Origin of the sequence: Shimia sp. (assembly GCF_965227725.1) — a bacterium.
GTDB lineage: Bacteria > Pseudomonadota > Alphaproteobacteria > Rhodobacterales > Rhodobacteraceae > Shimia.
In genome coordinates this window covers 837,857-858,889 of sequence record NZ_CBDDGH010000005.1, presented here as the reverse complement: position 1 = coordinate 858,889, position 21,033 = coordinate 837,857, and the positions used below count along the sequence as shown (strand labels likewise).

The following is a 21,033-nucleotide window of genomic DNA, read 5'->3' as shown; positions in this document are numbered from 1 at the left end:
TCCAGTATGAGGGCGGCTGAATCCGGGACTCATTCTCGGAAAAAGAGGGTCTAGCGATGGCACGCGGCAAAAAAATCTACGAAGGCAAAGCAAAAATCCTGTTTGAAGGGCCTGAGCCGGGCACGATTGTGCAATACTTCAAAGACGATGCCACCGCGTTCAACGCTGAAAAGAAAGACGTGATTGACGGCAAAGGCGTGCTGAACAACCGCCTGAGCGAGTATTTCATGACCGGTCTGGGCCAGATTGGCGTGCCAACCCACTTTATGAAGCGCCTCAACATGCGTGAGCAGCTGGTGCGCAACTGTGACATCATCCCGCTGGAAGTGATCGTGCGCAATTTTGCCGCAGGCTCCATGAGCAAGCGTCTGGGCATCGAGGAAGGCACGCAGCTGCCGCGCCCGATTGTGGAATATTGCTTCAAGGACGACAGCCTTGGCGATCCGCTGGTGAGCGAAGAGCACATCGCGGCCTTTGGCTGGGCCAGCCAGCAGGATATGGACGACATTCTGGGCCTTGCGCTGCGGGTGAATGACTACCTCAGCGGCGTGATGTATGGCGTCGGCATCCGTCTGGTGGATTTTAAGATCGAGATCGGCCGCGTTTATGAAGGGGATTTCCAGCGCCTTGTGGTGGCTGATGAGATCAGCCCGGACAGCTGCCGCCTGTGGGACATCGAGACCGGGCGCAAGCTCGACAAAGACGTGTTCCGCCGCGATCTGGGCAATCTGACCGATGCCTATGCGGAAGTCGCGCGCCGTTTGGGTGTGATGCCCAAGGGCACCGGACCGCAAAAGCCGACTTTGGTGAACTGAGATCCCAAGCTGAGGCGCCTGCGTCCGGTTGCGGGCGCCGGGCATGAGAAATTTCGGCAGGATGAAGCGGGAAAGGCCCGTGATGATCTGCCCCACAGGAGAGACCGCTAATGAAAGCCCGCGTATACGTCATGTTGAAAAACGGTGTTTTGGACCCGCAAGGCGAGGCCGTGCGCCACGCGCTTGGCAGCCTTGGGTTTGATGGCGTGGATGGTGTGCGTCAGGGCAAGGTGATCGAGCTGGATCTGGCGGAAGGCACCACCGAGGCCACCGTGAACGAGATGTGCGAAAAGCTGCTCGCCAACACGGTGATCGAAAGCTACCGGGTGGAGATGGGCTGATGAAAGCGGCGGTCATTGTTTTTCCGGGCTCCAACTGTGACCGCGATCTCGCGGTGGCGTTTGAGCAGGCCGGTGCCGATGTCACCATGGTGTGGCACAAGGACACCGCGTTGCCAGAGGGCATCGACATCGTGGGTGTGCCGGGCGGCTTCAGCTTTGGTGACTACCTGCGCTGTGGCGCGATTGCGGCCAACTCTCCGATTTGCCAATCCCTGATCCAGCACGCTGAGCGCGGCGGCTATGCGCTTGGGGTGTGCAACGGTTTTCAGATCCTGACCGAAACCGGCCTGTTGCCGGGCGCGCTGCGTCGCAATGCCGGGCTGAAATACATCTGCCGCACGGTTGGTCTGAACGTGGCCTCCGCGGACACGGCTTTCACATCCGGTTACAGCAAAGGCGACGTGGTGAACGTGCCGATTGCCCACCACGATGGCAATTATTTCGTGACAGATGAAAAGCTTGCGGAACTTCAGGCCGAAGACCGCATTGCCTTCACCTACACCGACAACCCGAATGGCTCGGTTGCGGATATTGCAGGTGTGGTCAGCAAGAACCGGCGCGTGCTTGGCATGATGCCGCACCCGGAGCGGGCGGCGGATATCGGCCATGGCGGCACCGACGGGGTGGCAATGTTCCGCGCGTTGGCGGATCAGTTCATGCTTGCCTGACTTGAGGCTAAGAGTTGAGCAGCGTAATGTTGAGCAATGACGCTGCCGACTTCTCGATCATATGACATGGTGCCTGCCACCCCCAGCGGGTGGCGCGCGCGTTTTGCTCTGATCATTATTGTTGTGGTTGCGGCAGCCACGATCTGGATCACCAACAGCTTCCTGACAGACCGGTTTACTGAGAATACGCGCAACCGTGCGGAGCTGCGTCTGGCGCTCTATTCCGGTAACTTGCTGAGTGAGCTGCGCCGCAACGCGATTGTGCCGCAGCTTTTGGCAAAAGACCCAGAGCTGATCGGCGCTTTGGAATCACAGGACTTTTCCAGCTCGACCGCGCGCCTGATCAGCTTTGTTGACGAGATCGGCGCGGCCTCGCTTTTGCTTCTGGATGAAAGCGGGCGCACGGTGGCGGCCACAGATCGCACGCGGCTTGGCACGCTCTATCGTGATCAGCAGTTCTTCATCAACGCGCTGCGCTCCAACGCAACGCTGTTCACCACTGCTCGTGAAGAGACCGGGGCCTATCGTTTCATCTATTCGCGCCGGTTGGAAAGTCAGGGGAAACCCTTGGTGTGATTGCTGTTGAGGTTGATCTGCACAAGTTTGAGCGGGCTTGGGCCGGGATTTCCGATGCGGTGCTGGTGACCGACAGCGAAGGCGTGATCATCCTTGCCAGCGAGCCGCGCTGGCGGGGGGCGACCGAGGAAGAAGCGCTGGCGCGTCAGCCTGCGCTTGGGGCGATTGAACGCGCGATCAAAGTGACCTCTGATTGGACGCAGGTGCCCGCGGATGCCTATCTGCAAGGGGAAGCGGTGATGCGCATGGGCGCGCGCATTCCGTTCCGGGGCTGGCAGATGGCGAGTTTCACCACCTATGCCAGCGTGCGGGAAAAGGTGAATGCGGTTCTGGCGCTGGAGATCATGGGCTTTGCGATCCTGCTGGCCGTGGCGTTTTATGTGCTGGGGCGCAAAAGCGCCTCTCGCATGGTGTTTTTCCAGCGCGAAAGCGTGGAGCTGCGCCGGTTGAACCAGCGGTTGCAGCGCGAGATTGCCGAACGTGAGCGCATGCAGTTGAGCCTTGAGGTGGCGGAGCAAAGCCTTGCGCAGAGCTCCAAACTGGCCGCGCTTGGCGAAATGTCAGCGGCGGTGAGCCATGAGCTGAACCAGCCGCTTGCGGCGATGAAAACCTATCTGGCGGGGGCGCGGCTTTTGGTGCAACGCAATCGCCCGGAAGAGGCGCTGACCTCGTTTCAGCGGATTGACGATCTGATTTCCCGGATGGGGTCGATCACCAAGCAGCTGAAATCCTATGCCCGTAAAGGCGGGGACGAGCTGCATGCGGTGGATATGGGGGATGCGGTGGCCTCCGCCCTGTCGATGATGGAGCCGCAGCTGCGTCAACGTCAGGTGCAGATCAGCAAGATTGTGCCCTCAGAAACCGTGAAGGTGATGGGCGACCGGGTGCGGATCGAGCAGGTGATGATCAACCTCTTGCGCAATGCGCTGGATGCGACGGAGTCGGTCTCTGACCCTGAAATCGAGGTGCTTTTGGCGGTTGGGGAGACAGCGACGCTGACGGTGCGGGACAACGGGCCGGGGATCGAAGACCTCGACAGTCTGTTTGAGCCGTTCTTCACCACCAAGCAACCGGGAGACGGGGTTGGGCTTGGTCTCGCGATCTCTTCGGGCATCGTGAATGACCTTGGTGGGCGGCTCACCGCGCGCAATGGCGAGACACGGGGGGCTGTATTTGAAGTACAACTCCCTATCTTAAATGAAGATATAGAAGCAGCGGAGTGAACGCGTGGCTCAAGGAATGAAAATCGCAATCGTGGATGATGAACAGGACATGCGCCAGTCCATCAGCCAATGGTTGGCTCTGTCCGGCTATGACACGGAGACCTATGGCAGCGCAGAAGATGCGCTGAAGTCTCTGGGGGCGGATTACCCCGGGATTGTGATCAGCGACATCAAGATGCCCGGCATGGACGGGATGCAGTTCCTTAAGAAGCTGATGGGCACGGACAGTGCGCTGCCGGTGATTATGATCACTGGGCATGGGGACGTGCCGATGGCGGTGGAAGCCATGCGGGTGGGGGCGTTTGATTTCCTTGAGAAGCCTTTTAACCCCGATCGCATGACCCAACTGGCCAAGAAGGCCACCAATGCGCGCCGTCTGACGCTGGATGCCCGCGCGCTGCGTCGTGAGCTGAGCGATGGCGAGCAGATCATGGGCAAGCTGATTGGCGCAAGCCCGGTGATGACCCGTCTGAAAGAGGATATTCTCGACCTTGGTTTGGCCGATGGGCATGTACTGATTGACGGGGAAACCGGCACTGGCAAAACGCTGGTGGCGCATGCGCTGCACGCAGTGGGCAGCCGCGGCGGGCGCAAATTTGTGCTGGTGAGCTGTGGCGCCTTTGAGGAAGAGGCGCTGGCCAAACGTCTGTTTGGGCCGATGAATCCGGAAGACAGCCAGCTCCCCGCCATTGAAGAAGCGCGCGGCGGCACGCTGGTGCTGGAAGATATCGAAAGCCTGAGTGACAGCCTGCAGGCGAAATTGCTCAATGTTATCAATGAGCAGGGCACGCCAGCTGAGACGCGTATTATTGCGATCTGCAACATGCAGGAGCAGGACCGCACCTGCGAAGATGCGCTGCGTCCGGATCTGTTTTACCGTCTGGCTGCGTTGCGGATCACAGTGCCGCCTTTGCGTCAGCGCGGCGAAGACATTCTGTCGCTGTTCACGCGACTGTCGGAGCAGTTCAGCGAGGAATACGGCTGTGATGCGCCCAAGGTCAGTGCGCAAGAAGCGGCGCAGCTGCTTCAGGCCCCATGGCCGGGCAACGTGCGCCAGCTGATCAATTTGGCGGAGCGCGCGGTGTTGCAGAGCCGCCGTGGCGGCGGCACCATCGCGTCACTGCTGATGAACGATCACGAGGAGATGCAGCCGGTGGTGACCACCGAAGGCAAGCCGCTGAAGGAATATGTCGAAGCCTTTGAGCGCATGCTGATTGACAACACCATGCGTCGCCATCGCGGCTCGATCGCGGGGGTCATGGAAGAGCTGTGCCTGCCGCGCCGGACGTTGAACGAGAAGATGGCCAAATATGGCTTGCAGCGGGCGGATTATCTCTAGGGATCGTTACACGCCGTTAGGAATTTTGAACGCCACATGACCGAAGAGGGATTGTGGCGTTTTTATTTATTTGCAATGGGTTGCGCAGCGCAACTTCACGTATTTCCTGCCTTAAAGGTGATTTCAAATGACCGAGTTTCTGTCACGCCCCGCCGCGTTCCTTTTTGATATGGACGGGCTGCTTCTGGACACGGAGCGCATGTTTATGCAGGCGTTTGTGACTTTGACGTCGGAGATCGGCATTGCGGCGGAGCGCGCAGAGGCGTTTTTTGCCACTCTGGTTGGCTCTTCCAGTGCACACACCACGGCGAGATTGGTGGAGTTCTTGCCTGAGGGGATCGATTTTGCGGCCTTTGATCAGGCCTGGCGAGGCTTACATCGGGAAAACGCGCGTGCCGGATTGCCGGTGAAAGCCCATGCGCGTGAGATACTGACGGCCATTCGCGCCACGCAAATTCCTGTGGCTGTGGTGACATCAACCCATGCGGAAACGGCGCATCATCATCTGGAACAGGCGGGGCTGCTGCCGTTTTTTGAGACCGTCTGTGCCGGGGATGAGGTGGCTGCGAACAAACCCGACCCTGCGCCTTATCTGGAGGCGGCGCGGCGGCTTGGCGTGGCTGCCTCCGATTGCGTGGCCTTTGAGGACAGCGATATGGGGACAACGGCAGCGGTGCGGGCAGGGTGTTACACCTTTCAGGTGCCTGATTTACGTCCTGCAGACCAGCCACTGCCAAATCTTGGACAGGTGATTGTGCCAGACCTCGGAGAAGCGGCGCGGCGTATCTCTGTGTTGCAGCACGCCTTTGCATAAGCATTGAGTCGGCGCGCAGTGGCTTGTGGATAACTCGGGTGCCGAAGGTTGGATTTGCGCGGCTCAAAGGGTTAATAAAGACTTAAGTCCACATGTTCCGGTGCCGCGAAAATATACGGAATTTCAAGGAATTTAGAGCAAAGCGCCGGGATATCCACAGCGTGGCGCGATTGGCCATTGTAATCTGGTCGGGCTTGGTCTTATGTAGTTTGACGGCAGGTGAATTTTTCATCGCCGCATGAGTTTCGCTGTTTGGCGCGTTTCAAACGGTCCGCAAAGCCCAAGAGGCACGGGATCGGCGCATCAGACAGACCGATTGGATCTGGAGACAGATCAATAGAGATGCCCGCACCGCTGTTGCGGAGGGCTTAGAACAGGCGCAGACGCGGCAATCATTGCCCGCTGTGTCGGAGAAGAAACGCGATGAAGCGCGCGATTGATTTGAGAGACCGAGTGGGGGCCGCAAGCGGCACCATCGGCGGCGCGCATCCCCTCGCTCTGACAAGACACCCCCTGCAACGTTACTGGCCTGATCCTCCGGGAGGGTCACGGCGCTTGTGTGGGTGCACACGGAAAACATGGCTAAGAAAATGCTCATCGATGCCACCCACGCGGAGGAAACCCGCGTCGTGGTGGTTGACGGAAACAAGGTTGAGGAGTTCGACTTTGAATCCGAAAACAAGCGGCAGCTCGCCGGCAACATCTATCTTGCAAAAGTAACACGGGTTGAGCCGTCGCTTCAGGCGGCCTTTGTGGACTATGGCGGAAACCGTCATGGTTTCCTCGCGTTCTCGGAAATCCATCCTGACTACTACCAGATCCCTGTAGCGGACCGTGAGGCGCTGCTGGAAGAAGAGCGCGCCTATGCTGAGGCGATGAAAGCGCGCGATGAGGATGAGGAAAAGCCGAAGTCCCGTTCGCGTTCGCGCAGCCGCTCCCGCCGCAAAAAGGGTGAGGATCAGGTTTCAGGAGAAGCACAGACCACAGAGACCAACGAGGCCACTGTTGAGGCAGATGCGCCAGTAGAGGCCGCCGCAGAGGCCCCCATGGCGGAGATTTCCGGCATGGAGACCATCGATCTGGTGGAAGATGCTGGCGATGATCCTGAAGAGGGTCTGTCTCCTATGGAGCTGGTGGAAGACACACCGGTTGAAGAGCCAACAGAGGCGTCTGATGCGGCTGAGGATGCGGGTGCAGATGCGCCTGCGGAAGACTCTGAGGCAAGCGACGCTGCTGAAGACGCATCAGCGGAAGGCGCTGAGGCGGCTGCTGAGGACGCGACTGAAGAAGAGGTTTCTGAGGACGTAGCCGAAGAGACTTCTGAAACGTCTGAGAGCGCAGAAGCGGCAGAAACGGATGAGTCTGGCAAAGACAGCGGTGGCAAGACCATGGCTGCTAACACTGAGGGCGAAGACGCCGTTGTTTCCAAAGATCCTGAAACAGGTGAGGAAACCGAGACCGAAGCCAGCACCGGTGAAGACGCGGCTGAAGAAGCCCCTGAAGCCGACGCTGACACAGAAGATGCGGCTGTTGAGACAGTTGAAGCCGATGCTGTAGAGGCTGAGGCGCCTGAGGCCGAAGCGGCTGAGGTTGAGACCGTTGAAGCGGATGCAGCTGAAGAGGTTGCGGCGGAAGATGCTCCAGCGGAAGAAAGCGCTGAAGAGGCGCCGGCTGAAGAGGCTGCTGAGGGAACTGCTGAGTCTGACGCGCCGGAGGCGGCTGCAGAAGAGGCATCTGACGCGGAAGCTGCTGATGAGGCTTCGGACGAGTCTGAAGCAGAGGGCGATGAGTCTTCTGATGAGGATGACGACGAGGACAGCGAAGACAACGGCAAGAAAAACGGCCGTCGTCGCTCCCGCCGTCGCGGCAAACGCTCTGATGCGGCAGAAAAAGACGAGAACATCGAATCCGTTGCGGATGACGATGACAGCGATGATATTCGCCCACCGCGCAAGCCACGCCCACGCCGCTACAAGATCCAGGAAGTGATCAAAGTGCGCCAGATCATGCTGGTGCAGGTGGTGAAAGAAGAGCGCGGCAACAAAGGCGCGGCGTTGACGACCTATCTGTCGCTGGCGGGCCGCTATTGTGTGCTGATGCCAAACACCGCGCGTGGTGGTGGCATTTCGCGCAAGATCACCAATGCCGCAGACCGCAAGAAGCTGAAAGAGATCGCCAGCGAGATCGACGTGCCACAGGGCGCGGGTCTGATCGTGCGCACAGCCGGTGCGAAACGCACCAAGAGCGAGATCAAGCGTGACTATGAATATCTGCAGCGCCTGTGGGAGCAGATCCGCGAGCTGACGCTGAAATCCATTGCGCCTGCAAAAATCTATGAAGAAGGCGACCTGATCAAACGTTCGATCCGTGACCTGTATTCGCGTGAGATCGACGAGGTTCTGGTGGAAGGTGAGCGCGGCTATCGCATCGCCAAGGACTTCATGAAGATGATCATGCCGTCCCACGCTAAGAACGTGAAACAGTATCAGGACGCGCTGCCGCTGTTTGCGCGCTATCAGGTGGAAAGCTACTTGTCGGGCATGTTCAACCCGACCGTGCAGCTGAAATCTGGCGGTTATATCGTGATTGGTGTCACGGAAGCGCTGGTGGCGATTGACGTGAACTCCGGTCGGGCCACCAAAGAGGGCTCGATTGAAGAGACCGCGCTGAAGACCAACCTTGAGGCCGCGGAAGAAGTGGCACGTCAGCTGCGTCTGCGCGATCTGGCTGGTCTGATCGTGATCGACTTCATCGACATGGATGAGCGCAAGAACAACACTGCGGTTGAGAAGCGTCTGAAAGACAAGCTGAAAACCGACCGTGCGCGCATTCAGGTGGGCCGTATCTCGGGCTTCGGCCTTTTGGAGATGTCCCGTCAGCGTCTGCGTCCGGGTATGATTGAGGCGACCACACAGCCGTGTCCGCATTGCCATGGCACCGGTCTGATCCGCTCTGATGACAACCTTGCGCTGTCGATCCTGCGTCAGCTGGAAGAAGAGGGCACCCGTGGCCGCTCTCGCGAAGTGCTGGTGAAAGCGCCGGTGGCGATTGCGAACTATCTGATGAACCAGAAGCGTGAGCATATTGCGCAGATCGAAGCGCGCTATGGCCTGTCCGTGCGTGTGGAAGGGGATCCTGCGCTGGTGTCTCCGGACTTCACCATCGAGAAGTTCAAGACCGCGACCCGTGTGGTTCCTGAGCCAAGCGCGCCGGTTGTGTCTGCCGATATGTCCATCATGGACGCGATTGACGAAGCTGAGGTTGAAGAGGCCGAAGAGGTCACCGCCGCAGCTGAGGAGGCCGCGCCGGAGGATGGTGAGGCGAAACCGAAGAAGCGCCGCCGCCGTCGTCGCCGTCGTCGTGGCGGGTCTGACAATGCGGATGGTGACGCGAACGGCAACGACAACGCGTCGGACGAAAACGCAGAAGCTTCTGACAACGCGGATGCTGAGGCGAAAACCGACGAAGCGCCTGCAGAGGATGCAGAGGCGGAAGAGAAGCCCAAGAAGCGCTCCCGCAACCGTCGCAGCCGCTCCCGTGGCAAGAAGGCGGATGCAGAGACCAACGCAGACGCCGAAGCGCCAACTGAGGAGGCATCCGCTGAGGAAGCTGCGCCGGTAGGCGCTGAGACTGTTGCTGAAGCGGAAGCACCTGCTGAGGCCGTGGTCGAGGCCGACGCGACTGACGTGGAGGCGCCGGAAGCTGAGGCTGTTGAGGCCGTCGAAGAAGCGCCAGCACCTGCTGAAGAGCCCGCTGAGGAAGCTGCCCCTGTGGTTGCAGAAGCGGCGGAACCGGTTGCCGAAAAAGTTGTGGAAGAGGTGGCAGAAGAGCCTGCGCCGGAGGGCACTCCTGAGCCTGAACCAGCGGTGGCGGAGGTGGCTCCAGAGCCTGCCGCACCCCCCAAGCCAAAGCGGCGTGGCTGGTGGTCACGAGGCTGATAATTGAGAGACGCCGGGGTTCGCCCCGGCGTTTTCTTTTTGGATTGCGCTTTGACTTCATGTGAGCTTTGATCGCCAACGTGCTGAATTGACGTGTGAAACCTCTTTTTTAGGCTTCGATATTTTAAGCTTAAAAAAATTTCGTCTGCTTATTGACGGAAAGGGGGCTGAGCGCTCAAGGTTTGGTAACAGGATAAAAAGCGATAGGGAGCGAAGCGATGTTTTTAAGGACGGCGGTTTTGGCCGCGTCGACGGCCCTTTTGGGCGCCATGGCGCAGGCAGATGTGAAGGTTGGGATGATCACCACTTTGTCCGGTGGCGGCGCCGGGCTTGGTATTGATGTGCGCGACGGATTTATGCTGGCGGTCAAACAGGCCGGGCGTGATGATCTGGAAGTTGTCATTGAGGACGACCAGCGCAAGCCGGATGTGGCAGTGCAGCTGGCCGACAAGATGATCCAGTCCGAGAAGGTCGATGTGCTGACCGGGATTATCTGGTCCAACCTCGCCATGGCCGTGGTGCCAGCCGCAACGGCGCAGGGCAAATTCTACCTCTCGCCAAATGCGGGCCCATCCCCATTGGCGGGCAAGGGCTGTCATCCGAACTACTTCAACGTGGCCTGGCAGAATGACAATTTGCATGAGGCGGCCGGGGCCTATGCCAATGATGCGGGCCTGAAAAACAGCTTCATCCTTGCGCCGAACTATCCGGCGGGCAAAGACGCGCTGACCGGTTACAAACGCATGTTTGGCGGGGAGCTGGCGGGTGAACTTTACACCAAGCTGGGCCAGACGGACTATGCGGCAGAGATTGCGCAGATCCGGGCGAGCGGCGCGGACAGCGTGTATTTCTTCCTGCCCGGCGGCATGGGGATTTCCTTCCTGAAGCAATATGCCGCAAGCGGCGTGGATCTGCCGCTGGTCGGTCCGGCGTTCAGCTTTGATCAGGGCATTCTGCAAGCGGTGGGTGACGCGGCATTGGGTGTGAAGAACACCAGCCAGTGGAACAAGGACATCGACAATGCGGCCAACGCGGCCTTTGTGGAGACCTTCCAGGCAGAATATGGCCGTCTGCCATCGCTTTATGCGAGCCAGGGCTTTGACACGGCCAACCTGTTGATCTCGGCCATGGGCAAAGCGGATGTGGCAGATGCGGATGCCTTCCGGGCGGCGCTGAAAGCGGCGGAGTTTGACTCTGTGCGCGGGGATTTTGCCTTTGGCGACAACCACCATCCGATCCAGGACATTTATGTGCGCGAAGTGATCAAAGAGGGGGATGTGTTCACCAATAAGATCATCGCGACCGGCCTGTCTGATCATGCCGATGCCTATGCGGCAGAGTGTAAGATGTAAGAGACTTTGGGGAAGGCTCGCGGGCCTTCCCCAATGATGTTTTAAGCGCAGGCAGTGCATGCGCTTTGGTGGGTAACTTTCTGATAGATATGACTTTCTGCTTTGAGCAGAGCTGCGCTTAGGACCGGCGCGGGGTGGGGCAATGACAACTCTTCTATTCATAGAACAGCTGCTGAACGGGCTTCAGTTTGGCGTGATGCTGTTTCTGATGAGCGCCGGTTTGACGCTGGTGTTTGGCGTCATGGGGCTGATCAATCTGGCGCATGGCTCGCTTTATATGATCGGGGCTTTTGCGGCAGCAGCGGTGGCGGCGGCGACAGGATCCTTTCTGCTCGCGCTTATGGCTTCGTTGGCGGCGGCCGCATTGGCAGGGGCGTTGATCGAGCTGACGATCATCCGGCGGCTCTATGATCGGGACCATCTGGATCAGGTGCTGGCGACCTTTGCGTTGATCCTGATTTTCTCGGAAGGCACGCGCTGGCTGTTTGGCTCGTTCCCGCTGTTTCTGGATGTGCCCGCAGCGCTTTCAGGGCCGGTCACCTTGCCCGGCGGCATTCAGTATCCGGCCTACCGTTTGACCATCATTCTGGTGGGACTGGCCGTGGCGGTGGGCATGTTTGCGCTGATCAACCGCACGCGGGTGGGCATTCGCATTCGCGCAGGTGAGGCGGATCGGGAGATGATCGCCGCGCTTGGGGTGGATATTGCCAAGCTTTACACCTTTGTCTTTGCCCTTGGCGCGGCTTTGGCGGGCTTTGCCGGCGCGCTTGTGGGCGCGATCCAGTCGGTGCAGGTGGGCATGGGGGAGCCTGTGCTGATCCTGGCCTTTGTGGTGATCGTGATTGGCGGCATCGGCTCGATCAAAGGGGCTTTTGTGGGCGCGTTGCTGGTGGGGCTGACCGACACGCTGGGGCGGTTTTTGCTGCCGCAGATATTTGCCCTGATCTTGGAGCCTTCGGCGGCGGTGTCTGTCGGCTCAGCCCTGGCCTCGATGCTGATTTACATCCTGATGGCCGGTGTATTGATCTTCCGCCCGCGCGGACTTTACGGGGTGGCATGAGATGACGCGAGAGACTTGGACAAACCTCGCTGCTTTGGCCGTTTTGGCGGGGGTGCCTCTGTGGGCTTATGTGGCGGATGAACCGTTTATCATCACGCTGGCGACACGGGCGGCGATCTTTGCGCTGGCAGGCGTGGGGCTGAACCTCGCGCTGGGGCTTGGCGGGCTGGTGAGCCTTGGCCATGCGGCGTTTTTCGGGATCGGCGGCTACGCCATGGGCATATTGGCAAGCCATGCGCAGGCCTATACGCCGTTGGCGGAATGGCCGTTCCTGATTGAGGGCACAAAGTCCATGCCGGTGATCTGGCTGGTGGCGGTGGTTGCAAGCGCGCTGGCCGCGCTGGCCATCGGGGCGCTGAGCCTGCGCACCTCGGGGGTGTATTTCATCATGATCACCTTGGCCTTTGGGCAGATGATCTATTACTTCGCGATCAGCTGGCCTGCCTATGGCGGCGAGGACGGGCTTTCGATTTATGTGCGCAACGGCTTTCCGGGGCTGAATACGCTGGATCCGATCCAGTTCTTTGGTCTGTGTTTCGCGGTGCTCTGTGCGGTGCTGGTGCTGATGTGGCTGGTGCAGAATTCGGCTTTCGGTCTGGCGCTGAGCGCGGCGCGGCAGAATGAGACGCGGGTGCTGTCGGTGGGCATGGTGCCTTACCGTCTGCGGCTGGTGGCCTTTGTGATTTCCGGGGCGATCACAGGATTGGCTGGCGCGCTGTTTGCCGATTTGAACCGCTTTGTCAGCCCCACGATGCTGAGCTGGCAGATGTCTGGTGAGATCATGATTTTCATTATCATTGGCGGGGTAGGTCGCCTGTTTGGCCCGGTGATCGGCGCGATGGTGTTTATCCTTCTAGAGCATACGTTGGGCGGCCTTTCCGAGTTCTGGCATGTCTATCTGGGCGCGCTTCTGCTTGGCATCGTGCTCTTTGCCAAAGGCGGCGTGATTGGCGCGATTGCGGGGCGGGAGAAGGCACATGACTGAGGTGGTGCTGCGCACGGAGCGGCTTTTCAAAAGTTTCGGAGCCTTGAAGGCCACAAATGATGTGTCGCTGGATTTGCGCAAAGGGGAGATCCACGCGCTGATCGGCCCGAACGGCGCGGGGAAATCCACGCTGATCCAGCAGATCACGGGGCATTTGGCGTCGGATAGTGGCGCTGTGGAGCTGATGGGCACGCCGTTGACCGGGCTTGGACCAGCGCAGAGGGCGCAGCTGGGATTGGGGCGCACGTTTCAGATCAGCGCGCTGGCGATGGAGCACACTGTTTTGCAAAATGTGGTGCTTGGGGCGCTGGGGCAGCGTGGCACTGTGATGCGGTTTTTCGCGCCGGTGATGAAGGACAAATCCCTGCTGGCAGCGGCCCATGAAGCGCTTGCGCAGGTGGGCTTGTCCGAGTTTGCCAGCACGCGCACCGCGGACCTGAGCCACGGGCAGCGGCGGCAGTTGGAGGTGGCTGTGGCGCTGACACTGAAACCAAAGGTGTTTTTGATGGATGAGCCGATGGCGGGGCTCGGGCTGGAAGGGGCGCAGCAGATGATTGCGCTGCTGACCGAGTTGCGGAAGGCCGCGCCGATCCTGCTGATTGAGCACGACATGGATGCGGTTTTTGCGCTTGCAGATCGGATCAGCGTGTTGGTTTACGGGGAGATTATCGCCACAGGCACGCCGGAGGAAATCAAGGTGAACCCGGAAATCCGGCGCGCCTATCTGGGGGATGAGGTGCCGGCATGAGCCTTTTGACTGTACAGAATGTTGCGGCGTTTTACGGGCCAAGTCAGGCGCTGTTTGATGTGTCACTTGATGTGGCCGAAGGCGAGGTGATTGCGCTGATGGGGCGCAATGGCATGGGCAAAAGCACCACGGTGAAAGTGATCTGCCGGATGCTGGGGCATTCTGCCGGGAAAGTTAGTTTCGCGGATCAGGACATCGGCGCTTTGCCTTCACATAAGGCGGCGCGGCTTGGCATCGGGCTGGTGCCGGAGGGGCGGCGCTGTTTTGCAAATTTGTCGGTGCATGAGAACCTGATCGCCGCTGCGCGCAAAGGTGCCTGGGATTTCGCCGCGGTCTGTGCGCTGTTTCCGCGACTGGAAGAACGGCGCGATCAGCTCGCCGCCTCGCTGTCTGGCGGCGAGCAGCAAATGCTGGCGATTGGGCGCGCGCTGATGACCAACCCCAAGCTGCTTATTCTGGATGAGGCCACCGAGGGGCTTGCGCCGGTGATCCGTCAGGAGATCTGGGCGGCGATTGCCAAGCTCAAGGCGGAAACCGGCATGGCGATCATTGCGATCGACAAATCGCTGCGTGAGCTGGGGCAGGTGGCGGACCGTGCGGTGATCCTAGAAAAAGGGCGCACGGTCTGGAGTGGTGGGTTCTCTGATTTGGGACCAGAAGAGACGGACCGCTATTTGGGCGTTTAGGGTTTCACCTTTGGAAGCGTGGGCGCGGATTTGTCCAGCGCCAGTTCCGCATCTGAGAAGGTCCAAGGGCCGCGCACGCCTTTGACGCCATCGGCCTCAATCACCATGCCGCGCGCTTGGATCTGTGGATCGTTGAGCGTGTCGGCCACCGCGTTGATCGGGCCTGCGGGCACGGTGGCGGCCTCAAGTGCCGCGAGCAGATCAGACGCCGACCATTTGGCGGTTTCGGATTCGATTTCAGCGGTGAGCGCGTCGCGGTTCGTGACCCGCAGTTGGTTGGTGGCGTAGGCCGGATTTTCGCCAAGATCGCCACGGCTGAGCACACCACAGAGGCGCTGAAACTGCCCGTCATTGCCCACGGCAATAATGATGTGGCCGTCTGATGTTGGCACCACCTGATAAGGCGCGATATTAGGGTGGGCGTTGCCCTTGCGCGTTGGGCTTTCGCCGGTGGCAAGGTAATTCATCGCCTGATTGGCCAGCAGCGCGGTGGCACAATCCAGCAGAGACATGTCGATATGCTGGCCGCGCCCGGTGGTGTGGCGCTGTTCCACGGCGGCGAGAATGCCGATAGTGCTGTAAAGCCCGGTGACCACATCGGTGACAGCAACGCCGACCTTTTGCGGCTGACGTTCGGGCTCTCCGGTGATCGACATCAGGCCGGACATGCCCTGGATCATGAAGTCATAGCCCGCGCGGGAGGCGTAGGGGCCGGTCTGGCCAAAGCCGGTGATGGAGCAATAGATCAGGCGGGGATTGATTTTGGCGAGGCTGTCGTAGTCCAGCCCGTATTTCTTGAGACCGCCGACTTTGAAATTCTCGATCAGAATGTCGGCGTCTTTGATCAGCTCCAGCACCTGCGCGCGGCCTTCCTCGGTGCGAAAGTCAGCTACGACGGAGGTTTTTCCGCGATTGGCGGCATAGAAATAGGCGGCGGTTTTGTCGCCGTCGCGTTCGATGAAGGGCGGGCCCCAGGTGCGGGTGTCATCCCCCTGAGGGGCCTCGACTTTGATCACCTCCGCGCCAAGATCGGCAAGGGATTGCCCGATCCATGGACCAGCAAGAATGCGTGCGAGTTCAACAACTTTGAGACCGTGTAGTGGGGTCATTGGGGGCCTTTATCATTCTGGGCCAAGCTGTGTTAAACTGGCCGTCATATGCGCCGCCTTCGGCGGTGTTGCGGTCTAACAATTTGCAAAAACCCTGAAAAGGCAAGGGTATAGAATTTTTGCGACGTCGCGGACTTTTGCAGGCATTGGCTTGACCTTACAGACGCGCGGCGCATTGTGGGCCGCAAAGAAGACACCCGCAAATGCCCAGCCAAGGGCGCGAGGAAGGAGATCACATGGCCAAAGATCTGGCACCGCAGTCCAAACCAGAACTGGGATCATTCAACTGGGAAGATCCGTTTCTGATCGAGAATCAGCTTCTGGAAGATGAGCGCATGGTCCGTGATGCTGCGCGGGCGTATTGCGAAGAGAAGCTGGCGCCACGTGTCACCACGGCTTTTGAGAATGAGGAAACCGATCCGGCGATTTTTGCGGAGATGGGCGCGATGGGCCTTTTGGGCACCACCATTCCAGAAGAATACGGCGGGATCGGCTCCAGCTATGTGACCTACGGTCTGGTGGCGCGTGAGGTTGAGCGCGTGGACAGCGGCTACCGTTCGATGATGTCGGTGCAAAGCTCGCTGGTGATGTATCCGATCTATGCCTATGGCAGCGAAGAGCAGCGCCAGAAATATCTGCCAAAGTTGGCGTCTGGCGAGTGGATCGGATGTTTTGGCCTGACCGAGCCGGATGCGGGCTCTGATCCTGCGGGCATGAAAACCACTGCGAAGAAAACCGACGGTGGCTATGTGCTGCACGGCTCCAAGATGTGGATCTCCAACGCGCCGATTGCCGATGTGTTTGTGGTCTGGGCCAAATCCGAAGCCCATGGCGGTAAGATCCGCGGCTTTGTTCTGGATAAGGGCACCAAGGGCCTGAGCGCGCCAAAAATCATGCATAAGGCCAGCCTGCGGGCCTCGATCACCGGTGAGATTGTTCTGGACAATGTTGAGGTCTCCGAGGATGCGTTGCTGCCGAATGTGGAAGGTCTCAAGGGGCCGTTTGGCTGTCTCAACCGCGCGCGGTACGGCATTGCCTGGGGCGCGATGGGCGCGGCAGAGTATTGCTGGCATGCGGCACGCCAATATGGTCTGGACCGCAAGCAGTTCAACAAGCCGCTGGCACAGACCCAGCTATTTCAGTTGAAGCTCGCAAATATGCAGACTGAGATTTCGCTGGGCCTGCAGGCGGCGCTGCGTGTGGGGCGTCTGATGGATGAGGCGGAAGCCGCACCGGAGATGATCTCTCTGATCAAGCGCAACAACTGCGGCAAGGCGCTGGATATTGCGCGGATGTCGCGGGATATGCACGGCGGCAATGGCATCAGCCTTGAGTTTGGCGTGATCCGTCACATGGTGAACCTTGAGACCGTGAACACCTATGAAGGCACGCATGATGTGCATGCGCTGATCCTTGGTCGGGCGCAGACTGGCCTGCAGGCATTTTTCTGATTTTAATCAGTGCATTGCTGAATGAATTTGATGCGCGTCACTCACGGGTGGCGCGCATTTTTGCACGGAGGGTCTCTGTGCATTCGGCGTTGTCATCCCCGGTGGCGGCATTGATCATCACGCCAAAGAGCTCCCGCGCCTGAGGCGCGTTATAGCGGCCAAGCCGCACGTCTTCGACGACAAGCGCCGGGTCGCGTGCCAGTGGGTCGCCGTAGCCACCGCCACCGGGGGTTTGCACATGCACCCGATCTCCGGGCGCAAGCGGGATGTCCTGTTCTTTGGACAGATGCTCGGGCGTGTAGGCCACGCCGTCCTGCCAGACGGTGACGCGATTGATGCCGCCGTCACAGCCGCCCAGCGCGCCTTGCGGGCCAAAGCGCCCGTGATCCATCACAAAACTTGCCTTGGCATGGCCGCGGCGCAGCTCGATTTCATAATCAAGCCCAAAGCCGCCCCGTTGCGTGCCCGCGCCGCCGGAGCCTTCGTGCAGGGCGTAGCGGTGATAGAGCACAGGGTAGGCCTGTTCCATGATTTCAATGGGTGGCGCTTTGGAGATGCCGATGGTGGAGCAGCCGTTGGCCAGTCCGTCATGGTCGGCGTTGCCGCCATATCCGCCGCCGGAAATCTGATACATCACATAGTCGCGCCCCTTTTCAGGATCATGCCCGCCCAGCGCAAAATTGCCGCTGGTGCCAGCAGGCGCGGCGGTGACGCGGCCGGGCAGCGCGGGCACAAGCGCGGCAAACACCGCTTCGGCGATGCGTTGGGAGACTTCGGCGGCGCAGCCTGAGACCGGGCGTGGGTAATGGGCATCCAGAAAGGTGTTCTCGATGCCGGTGACCGTGAAAGGCTCAAAGGCTCCGGCGTTCATCGGCACCTCGGGGAAGATATGGCGCATGGCGAGATAGACTGCGCTTAGCGTGGTGGCGCGCACAGAGTTCATCGGCCCCATACAGGGGGCGCTGCTGCCGCTGAAATCAAAGGTCAGACCAACCTCATCGCGGGTGACCGCAAGCGCGATTTCAAGCGGGGTGTTCACCACGCCGTCGCTGTCGACATAGGCGGTGGCGCGGTAATGGCCCGGCGCAATTTCATCAAGACAGCTGCGCATCTGGGTTTCGGCGCGGGCGCGCAGCTCTTTGATGGCAGCAGCAACCTGCGCATCCCCGTAGCGATCCAGTAGCGCGCACAGGCGGTCCTGGCCCACGAGCAAGGCGGCGGCCTGCGCCTGTACGTCGCCGATGCGCTGATCGGCCACGCGGATATTGGATTTGATGATCGAAAAGATCTCCTGATCCAAGACGCCCTGTTTGAAGAGTTTCACGGGGGGCAGGCGCAGGCCTTCTTGTTCCACAGCGGTGGCAGAGGCGGAGAAGCCGCCGGGGACCGCGCCACCGGTGTCGGGCCAATGTCCTGTGTTGGACAGCCAGCAGAAGATCTCTCCGCCGCGGAAGAGCGGCGTGGCAAAGCGCACGTCCATCAGATGCGTGCCGCCCAGATAGGGATCGTTCACGATGTAGATGTCGCCGGGCTCGGGGGCCGCCACGTCACCTGCGGCAATCATCTCAACTAGCGTGCGGGTGGAATACTGCATGGTGCCGACAAAGACCGGCAGACCGGCGTTGCCCTGTGCAATCAATGCCCCGTCGTCGGCGGCGTAGATACCATCGGAGCGGTCGTTGGCCTCAGCAATCACAGGGGAGAAGGCTGCGCGGGAAAAGCTGAGGTCCATCTCGTCGCAGACCTGTTGAAGCCCGGCCTGGATGACGGTCAGGGTGATCGGATTAACGGTCATGATGCGCTCCCGATGGTGATGATCAGATTGCCGTCTTCATCCGGTGTGGCTTGATCTCCGGGCGGGATGAGGACGGTGGTGTCGAGCTGTTCAATCACCGCCGGGCCGGTGAGGGTGAAGGAGGTGGGAAGGGCATCCCGTTCATAAACGGGCGTTGTGTGCCACCTGTCCTCAAAGAACACATCGCGGGTGCCGGTTTGGGCGGCCTGCAGCGTGGGCTGGCGCTTGGCGGGGTCAAAGAGCAGGCTGAGATCCAGCGTTTCGCGGCGTCCGATCACAGAGCAATTGACGTTCACCACGGCAGCGTGGATGTCTTTCAAGGCGACATGAAAACGGTCGTGATAGGCTTTTTCAAAGAGCGCCTGCAGGGCGTCCTGCGCGATATAGGGGCTGGACAGGGGCACGCGGAGCAGATGGGTTTGGCCGACAAACTGCATATCCAGTGAATAGAGCGTGTCAATGTCAGTTACAGGCAGGTTTTCACCTGAAATCAAACGCTTGCCGCGTGATGTTTGTGCAGTAAGTATCTCGGAGATTTCGTTGGGCTGCAGGTCTTTGAGGGGCGTGTTGATGGTTTGCACAAAATCATGGCGCAGGTCAGCAACCACGCATCCGAGGGCATTGGTCAACCCGGGGCGCGCAGGCACAAGCACGCGGGGGATATTGAGTTCGCGCGCAAGAGCGCAGGCGTGCAGCGGCCCGGCGCCGCCAAAGGCAAAGAGCGCAAAATCGCGGGGATCGGTGCCCAGCGACAGTGAGACCATGCGGATGGCCCCGGCCATTTTGGTGTTGGCAACCTGGATCACGGCAGCGGCGGCCTGAGTGACGGTGCAGCCCAGCGCGGAGGCGATCGAGGTTTCAAAAATTCCTTCGACCGTCGCGCGTTGAGCCTCTCCAGTGATGGTGCTGAGACCTGACGGGTTCAGCCGGCCAAGCAGCATGTTGGCGTCGGAGATGGTCGGGTCTGTGCCGCCCAGCCCGTAGCAGATCGGCCCCGGTGTTGCGCCTGCGCTTTGCGGGCCGATGTCAAGCAAGCCGCCGCTGTTGATCTTGGCAATGGAGCCGCCGCCCGCGCCGACGGTGCGCACATCAACCATGGGCACATGGATGGGCATGCCGTATTCCACGTCGATCTCATTTGAGACCGAAGGCGTGGTGTCGCGGATCAGGGCGACATCGGTGGAGGTGCCGCCCATGTCATAGGTGATGACATTGGCGATGCCCGCCCGGCGCGCGGTGTAGGCGGCGGCCATGACGCCGGACGCGGGGCCGGACATCACGGTTTTGGCTGCCTCCTTGGCCACATGGGCCGCGCTGACCATGCCGCCGTTGCCATTCATCACCAGCAGCTCACCGGGATAGCCTTTCTGGGCAAGGGTGGCAGCGAGCTTTTGCACATAACGATCCAGCAAAGGCTGCACAGAGGCATTCACGGCGGCGGTGACACCGCGTTCATATTCTCGGTTCTCCGAAAGCAGCTGGTGGCCTGCGGTGATGTAGCGGTTGGGCCAGAGGGACTGGATTTCGGCGATGGCCTCAAGCTCATGCGCGGGGTTGGCGTAGGCGTGCAGGAAATGCACCACAATGGCCTCACATCCCGCATCCAGAAGCATTTTGGCCGCTTCGCGCACGGCGGTTTTGTCCAGCGGGGTCAGAACTTGGCCGCTGCTGTCCATGCGTTCCGGTACTTCAAGGCGTAGATCCCTTGGGATCAGAGGAGAGAAGGTGCCGTGCATCCCATAGGCTTGCGGGCGGGTGCGTCGGCCCAGCTCCAGAATATCGCGAAAGCCCATGGTGGTGATCAGCCCGGTGCGGGCCAGTTGGCGCTCCAGAACCGCATTGGTCGTTGTGGTGGTGCCATGCACGATCAGCGAAAGATCGGCGGGGTTGCATCCGCCCGCGGCCAGGGTGTTGAGCACGCCCTCCGCCTGATTTGCGCGGGTGCTGGGCACTTTGGCGAGCTGTAGGCGCCCCTGCGCATCCAGCGCCACCAGATCGGTGAAGGTGCCGCCCACATCAATGCCGGCCACCGCCGCTTTGGGCGTCTGGATCGGCTCCGGAGCAGATTCGGGCATAACGTGTCCTCCACGGCAAATTCATTTGCATACAAATGATGGAGGGCGCGGCTGGCCG

Annotated in this window: 15 protein-coding genes and 1 pseudogene; 13 read left to right on the top strand and 3 right to left on the bottom strand. The window is 60.1% G+C overall.

Going from position 1 to position 21,033, the window contains the following annotated elements:
- Positions 1 to 56 precede the first annotated feature (56 nt).
- The 12 genes and pseudogenes from purC (at position 57) to ACO07T_RS14485 (ending at position 14,545) form a co-directional block, all read left to right on the top strand.
- Entirely contained in the window at positions 57 to 815 is a 759-nt protein-coding gene (gene purC / locus ACO07T_RS14540; RefSeq protein ID WP_422050007.1) for a phosphoribosylaminoimidazolesuccinocarboxamide synthase, read from the top strand.
- A 110-nt stretch (positions 816 to 925) separates the two neighbouring features.
- Positions 926 to 1,156 carry a phosphoribosylformylglycinamidine synthase subunit PurS gene (gene purS, locus ACO07T_RS14535; RefSeq protein WP_209062546.1) on the top strand — a complete coding sequence of 77 codons (231 nt, stop codon included), beginning with the start codon at positions 926 to 928 and terminating at the stop codon, positions 1,154 to 1,156.
- Positions 1,156 to 1,824 (top strand): phosphoribosylformylglycinamidine synthase subunit PurQ, encoded by a 669-nt coding sequence (gene purQ / locus ACO07T_RS14530; protein WP_209086497.1) that lies wholly within the window; start codon positions 1,156 to 1,158, stop codon positions 1,822 to 1,824. Before purS ends, purQ begins: the two co-directional genes overlap by 1 nt.
- A gap of 36 nt (positions 1,825 to 1,860) precedes the next feature.
- A pseudogene (locus ACO07T_RS14525) lies at positions 1,861 to 3,623 on the top strand (sensor histidine kinase).
- Positions 3,624 to 3,627: 4 nt separating this feature from the next.
- Positions 3,628 to 4,962 carry a sigma-54-dependent transcriptional regulator gene (locus ACO07T_RS14520; protein ID WP_422050006.1) on the top strand — a complete coding sequence of 445 codons (1,335 nt, stop codon included), beginning with the start codon at positions 3,628 to 3,630 and terminating at the stop codon, positions 4,960 to 4,962.
- 127 nt (positions 4,963 to 5,089) lie between these two features.
- Positions 5,090 to 5,776 carry an HAD family hydrolase gene (locus tag ACO07T_RS14515; RefSeq protein WP_422050005.1) on the top strand — a complete coding sequence of 229 codons (687 nt, stop codon included), beginning with the start codon at positions 5,090 to 5,092 and terminating at the stop codon, positions 5,774 to 5,776.
- A 578-nt stretch (positions 5,777 to 6,354) separates the two neighbouring features.
- Entirely contained in the window at positions 6,355 to 9,714 is a 3,360-nt protein-coding gene (locus ACO07T_RS14510) for an Rne/Rng family ribonuclease (RefSeq protein WP_422050004.1), read from the top strand.
- A gap of 218 nt (positions 9,715 to 9,932) precedes the next feature.
- Positions 9,933 to 11,066 carry an ABC transporter substrate-binding protein gene (locus ACO07T_RS14505; protein WP_209062556.1) on the top strand — a complete coding sequence of 378 codons (1,134 nt, stop codon included), beginning with the start codon at positions 9,933 to 9,935 and terminating at the stop codon, positions 11,064 to 11,066.
- 142 nt (positions 11,067 to 11,208) lie between these two features.
- Positions 11,209 to 12,126 carry a branched-chain amino acid ABC transporter permease gene (locus tag ACO07T_RS14500; RefSeq protein WP_209078911.1) on the top strand — a complete coding sequence of 306 codons (918 nt, stop codon included), beginning with the start codon at positions 11,209 to 11,211 and terminating at the stop codon, positions 12,124 to 12,126.
- A gap of 1 nt (position 12,127) precedes the next feature.
- A complete protein-coding gene (locus ACO07T_RS14495; protein ID WP_422050003.1) occupies positions 12,128 to 13,111 on the top strand; it encodes a branched-chain amino acid ABC transporter permease in 984 nt (327 codons plus the stop codon).
- Positions 13,104 to 13,859: an ABC transporter ATP-binding protein gene (locus ACO07T_RS14490; protein WP_422050002.1), complete on the top strand. Its 756-nt coding sequence runs from the start codon at positions 13,104 to 13,106 to the stop codon at positions 13,857 to 13,859. The genes ACO07T_RS14495 and ACO07T_RS14490 overlap by 8 nt, the downstream gene beginning before the upstream one ends.
- Positions 13,856 to 14,545: an ABC transporter ATP-binding protein gene (locus ACO07T_RS14485; RefSeq protein ID WP_422050001.1), complete on the top strand. Its 690-nt coding sequence runs from the start codon at positions 13,856 to 13,858 to the stop codon at positions 14,543 to 14,545. Before ACO07T_RS14490 ends, ACO07T_RS14485 begins: the two co-directional genes overlap by 4 nt.
- Here ACO07T_RS14485 and ACO07T_RS14480 read toward each other — a convergent pair.
- A complete protein-coding gene (locus tag ACO07T_RS14480; RefSeq protein WP_422050000.1) occupies positions 14,542 to 15,654 on the bottom strand; it encodes a CaiB/BaiF CoA transferase family protein in 1,113 nt (370 codons plus the stop codon). The two genes, ACO07T_RS14485 and ACO07T_RS14480, sit on opposite strands and share 4 nt — an antisense overlap.
- 236 nt (positions 15,655 to 15,890) lie before the next feature.
- Here ACO07T_RS14480 and ACO07T_RS14475 point away from each other — a divergent pair, with 236 nt between their 5' ends.
- The gene (locus ACO07T_RS14475; protein WP_422049999.1) at positions 15,891 to 17,105 is read left to right on the top strand and encodes an acyl-CoA dehydrogenase; all 1,215 of its coding nucleotides are present in this window, start codon (positions 15,891 to 15,893) and stop codon (positions 17,103 to 17,105) included.
- Between the two features lie 37 nt (positions 17,106 to 17,142).
- On the opposite strand, the gene ACO07T_RS14470 is transcribed toward ACO07T_RS14475, so the two are convergent.
- Positions 17,143 to 18,900: a hydantoinase B/oxoprolinase family protein gene (locus tag ACO07T_RS14470; RefSeq protein ID WP_422049998.1), complete on the bottom strand. Its 1,758-nt coding sequence runs from the start codon at positions 18,898 to 18,900 to the stop codon at positions 17,143 to 17,145.
- Complete coding sequence (locus ACO07T_RS14465) at positions 18,897 to 20,975, bottom strand: hydantoinase/oxoprolinase family protein (protein ID WP_422049997.1); 2,079 nt, start codon at positions 20,973 to 20,975, stop codon at positions 18,897 to 18,899. Before ACO07T_RS14465 ends, ACO07T_RS14470 begins: the two co-directional genes overlap by 4 nt.
- Positions 20,976 to 21,033: the final 58 nt, after the last annotated feature.

What these genes read in the sequence shown, in the direction of transcription:
- purC (WP_422050007.1), top strand. Translation starts at nt 57, where the DNA reads ATGGCACGCGGCAAAAAAATCTACGAAGGCAAAGCAAAAATCCTGTTT.
- purS (WP_209062546.1), top strand. Translation starts at nt 926, where the DNA reads ATGAAAGCCCGCGTATACGTCATGTTGAAAAACGGTGTTTTGGACCCG.
- purQ (WP_209086497.1), top strand. Translation starts at nt 1,156, where the DNA reads ATGAAAGCGGCGGTCATTGTTTTTCCGGGCTCCAACTGTGACCGCGAT.
- ACO07T_RS14515 (WP_422050005.1), top strand. Translation starts at nt 5,090, where the DNA reads ATGACCGAGTTTCTGTCACGCCCCGCCGCGTTCCTTTTTGATATGGAC.
- ACO07T_RS14510 (WP_422050004.1), top strand. Translation starts at nt 6,355, where the DNA reads ATGGCTAAGAAAATGCTCATCGATGCCACCCACGCGGAGGAAACCCGC.
- ACO07T_RS14505 (WP_209062556.1), top strand. Translation starts at nt 9,933, where the DNA reads ATGTTTTTAAGGACGGCGGTTTTGGCCGCGTCGACGGCCCTTTTGGGC.
- ACO07T_RS14500 (WP_209078911.1), top strand. Translation starts at nt 11,209, where the DNA reads ATGACAACTCTTCTATTCATAGAACAGCTGCTGAACGGGCTTCAGTTT.
- ACO07T_RS14495 (WP_422050003.1), top strand. Translation starts at nt 12,128, where the DNA reads ATGACGCGAGAGACTTGGACAAACCTCGCTGCTTTGGCCGTTTTGGCG.
- ACO07T_RS14490 (WP_422050002.1), top strand. Translation starts at nt 13,104, where the DNA reads ATGACTGAGGTGGTGCTGCGCACGGAGCGGCTTTTCAAAAGTTTCGGA.
- ACO07T_RS14485 (WP_422050001.1), top strand. Translation starts at nt 13,856, where the DNA reads ATGAGCCTTTTGACTGTACAGAATGTTGCGGCGTTTTACGGGCCAAGT.
- ACO07T_RS14480 (WP_422050000.1), bottom strand. Translation starts at nt 15,654, where the DNA reads ATGACCCCACTACACGGTCTCAAAGTTGTTGAACTCGCACGCATTCTT.
- ACO07T_RS14475 (WP_422049999.1), top strand. Translation starts at nt 15,891, where the DNA reads ATGGCCAAAGATCTGGCACCGCAGTCCAAACCAGAACTGGGATCATTC.
- ACO07T_RS14470 (WP_422049998.1), bottom strand. Translation starts at nt 18,900, where the DNA reads ATGACCGTTAATCCGATCACCCTGACCGTCATCCAGGCCGGGCTTCAA.
- ACO07T_RS14465 (WP_422049997.1), bottom strand. Translation starts at nt 20,975, where the DNA reads ATGCCCGAATCTGCTCCGGAGCCGATCCAGACGCCCAAAGCGGCGGTG.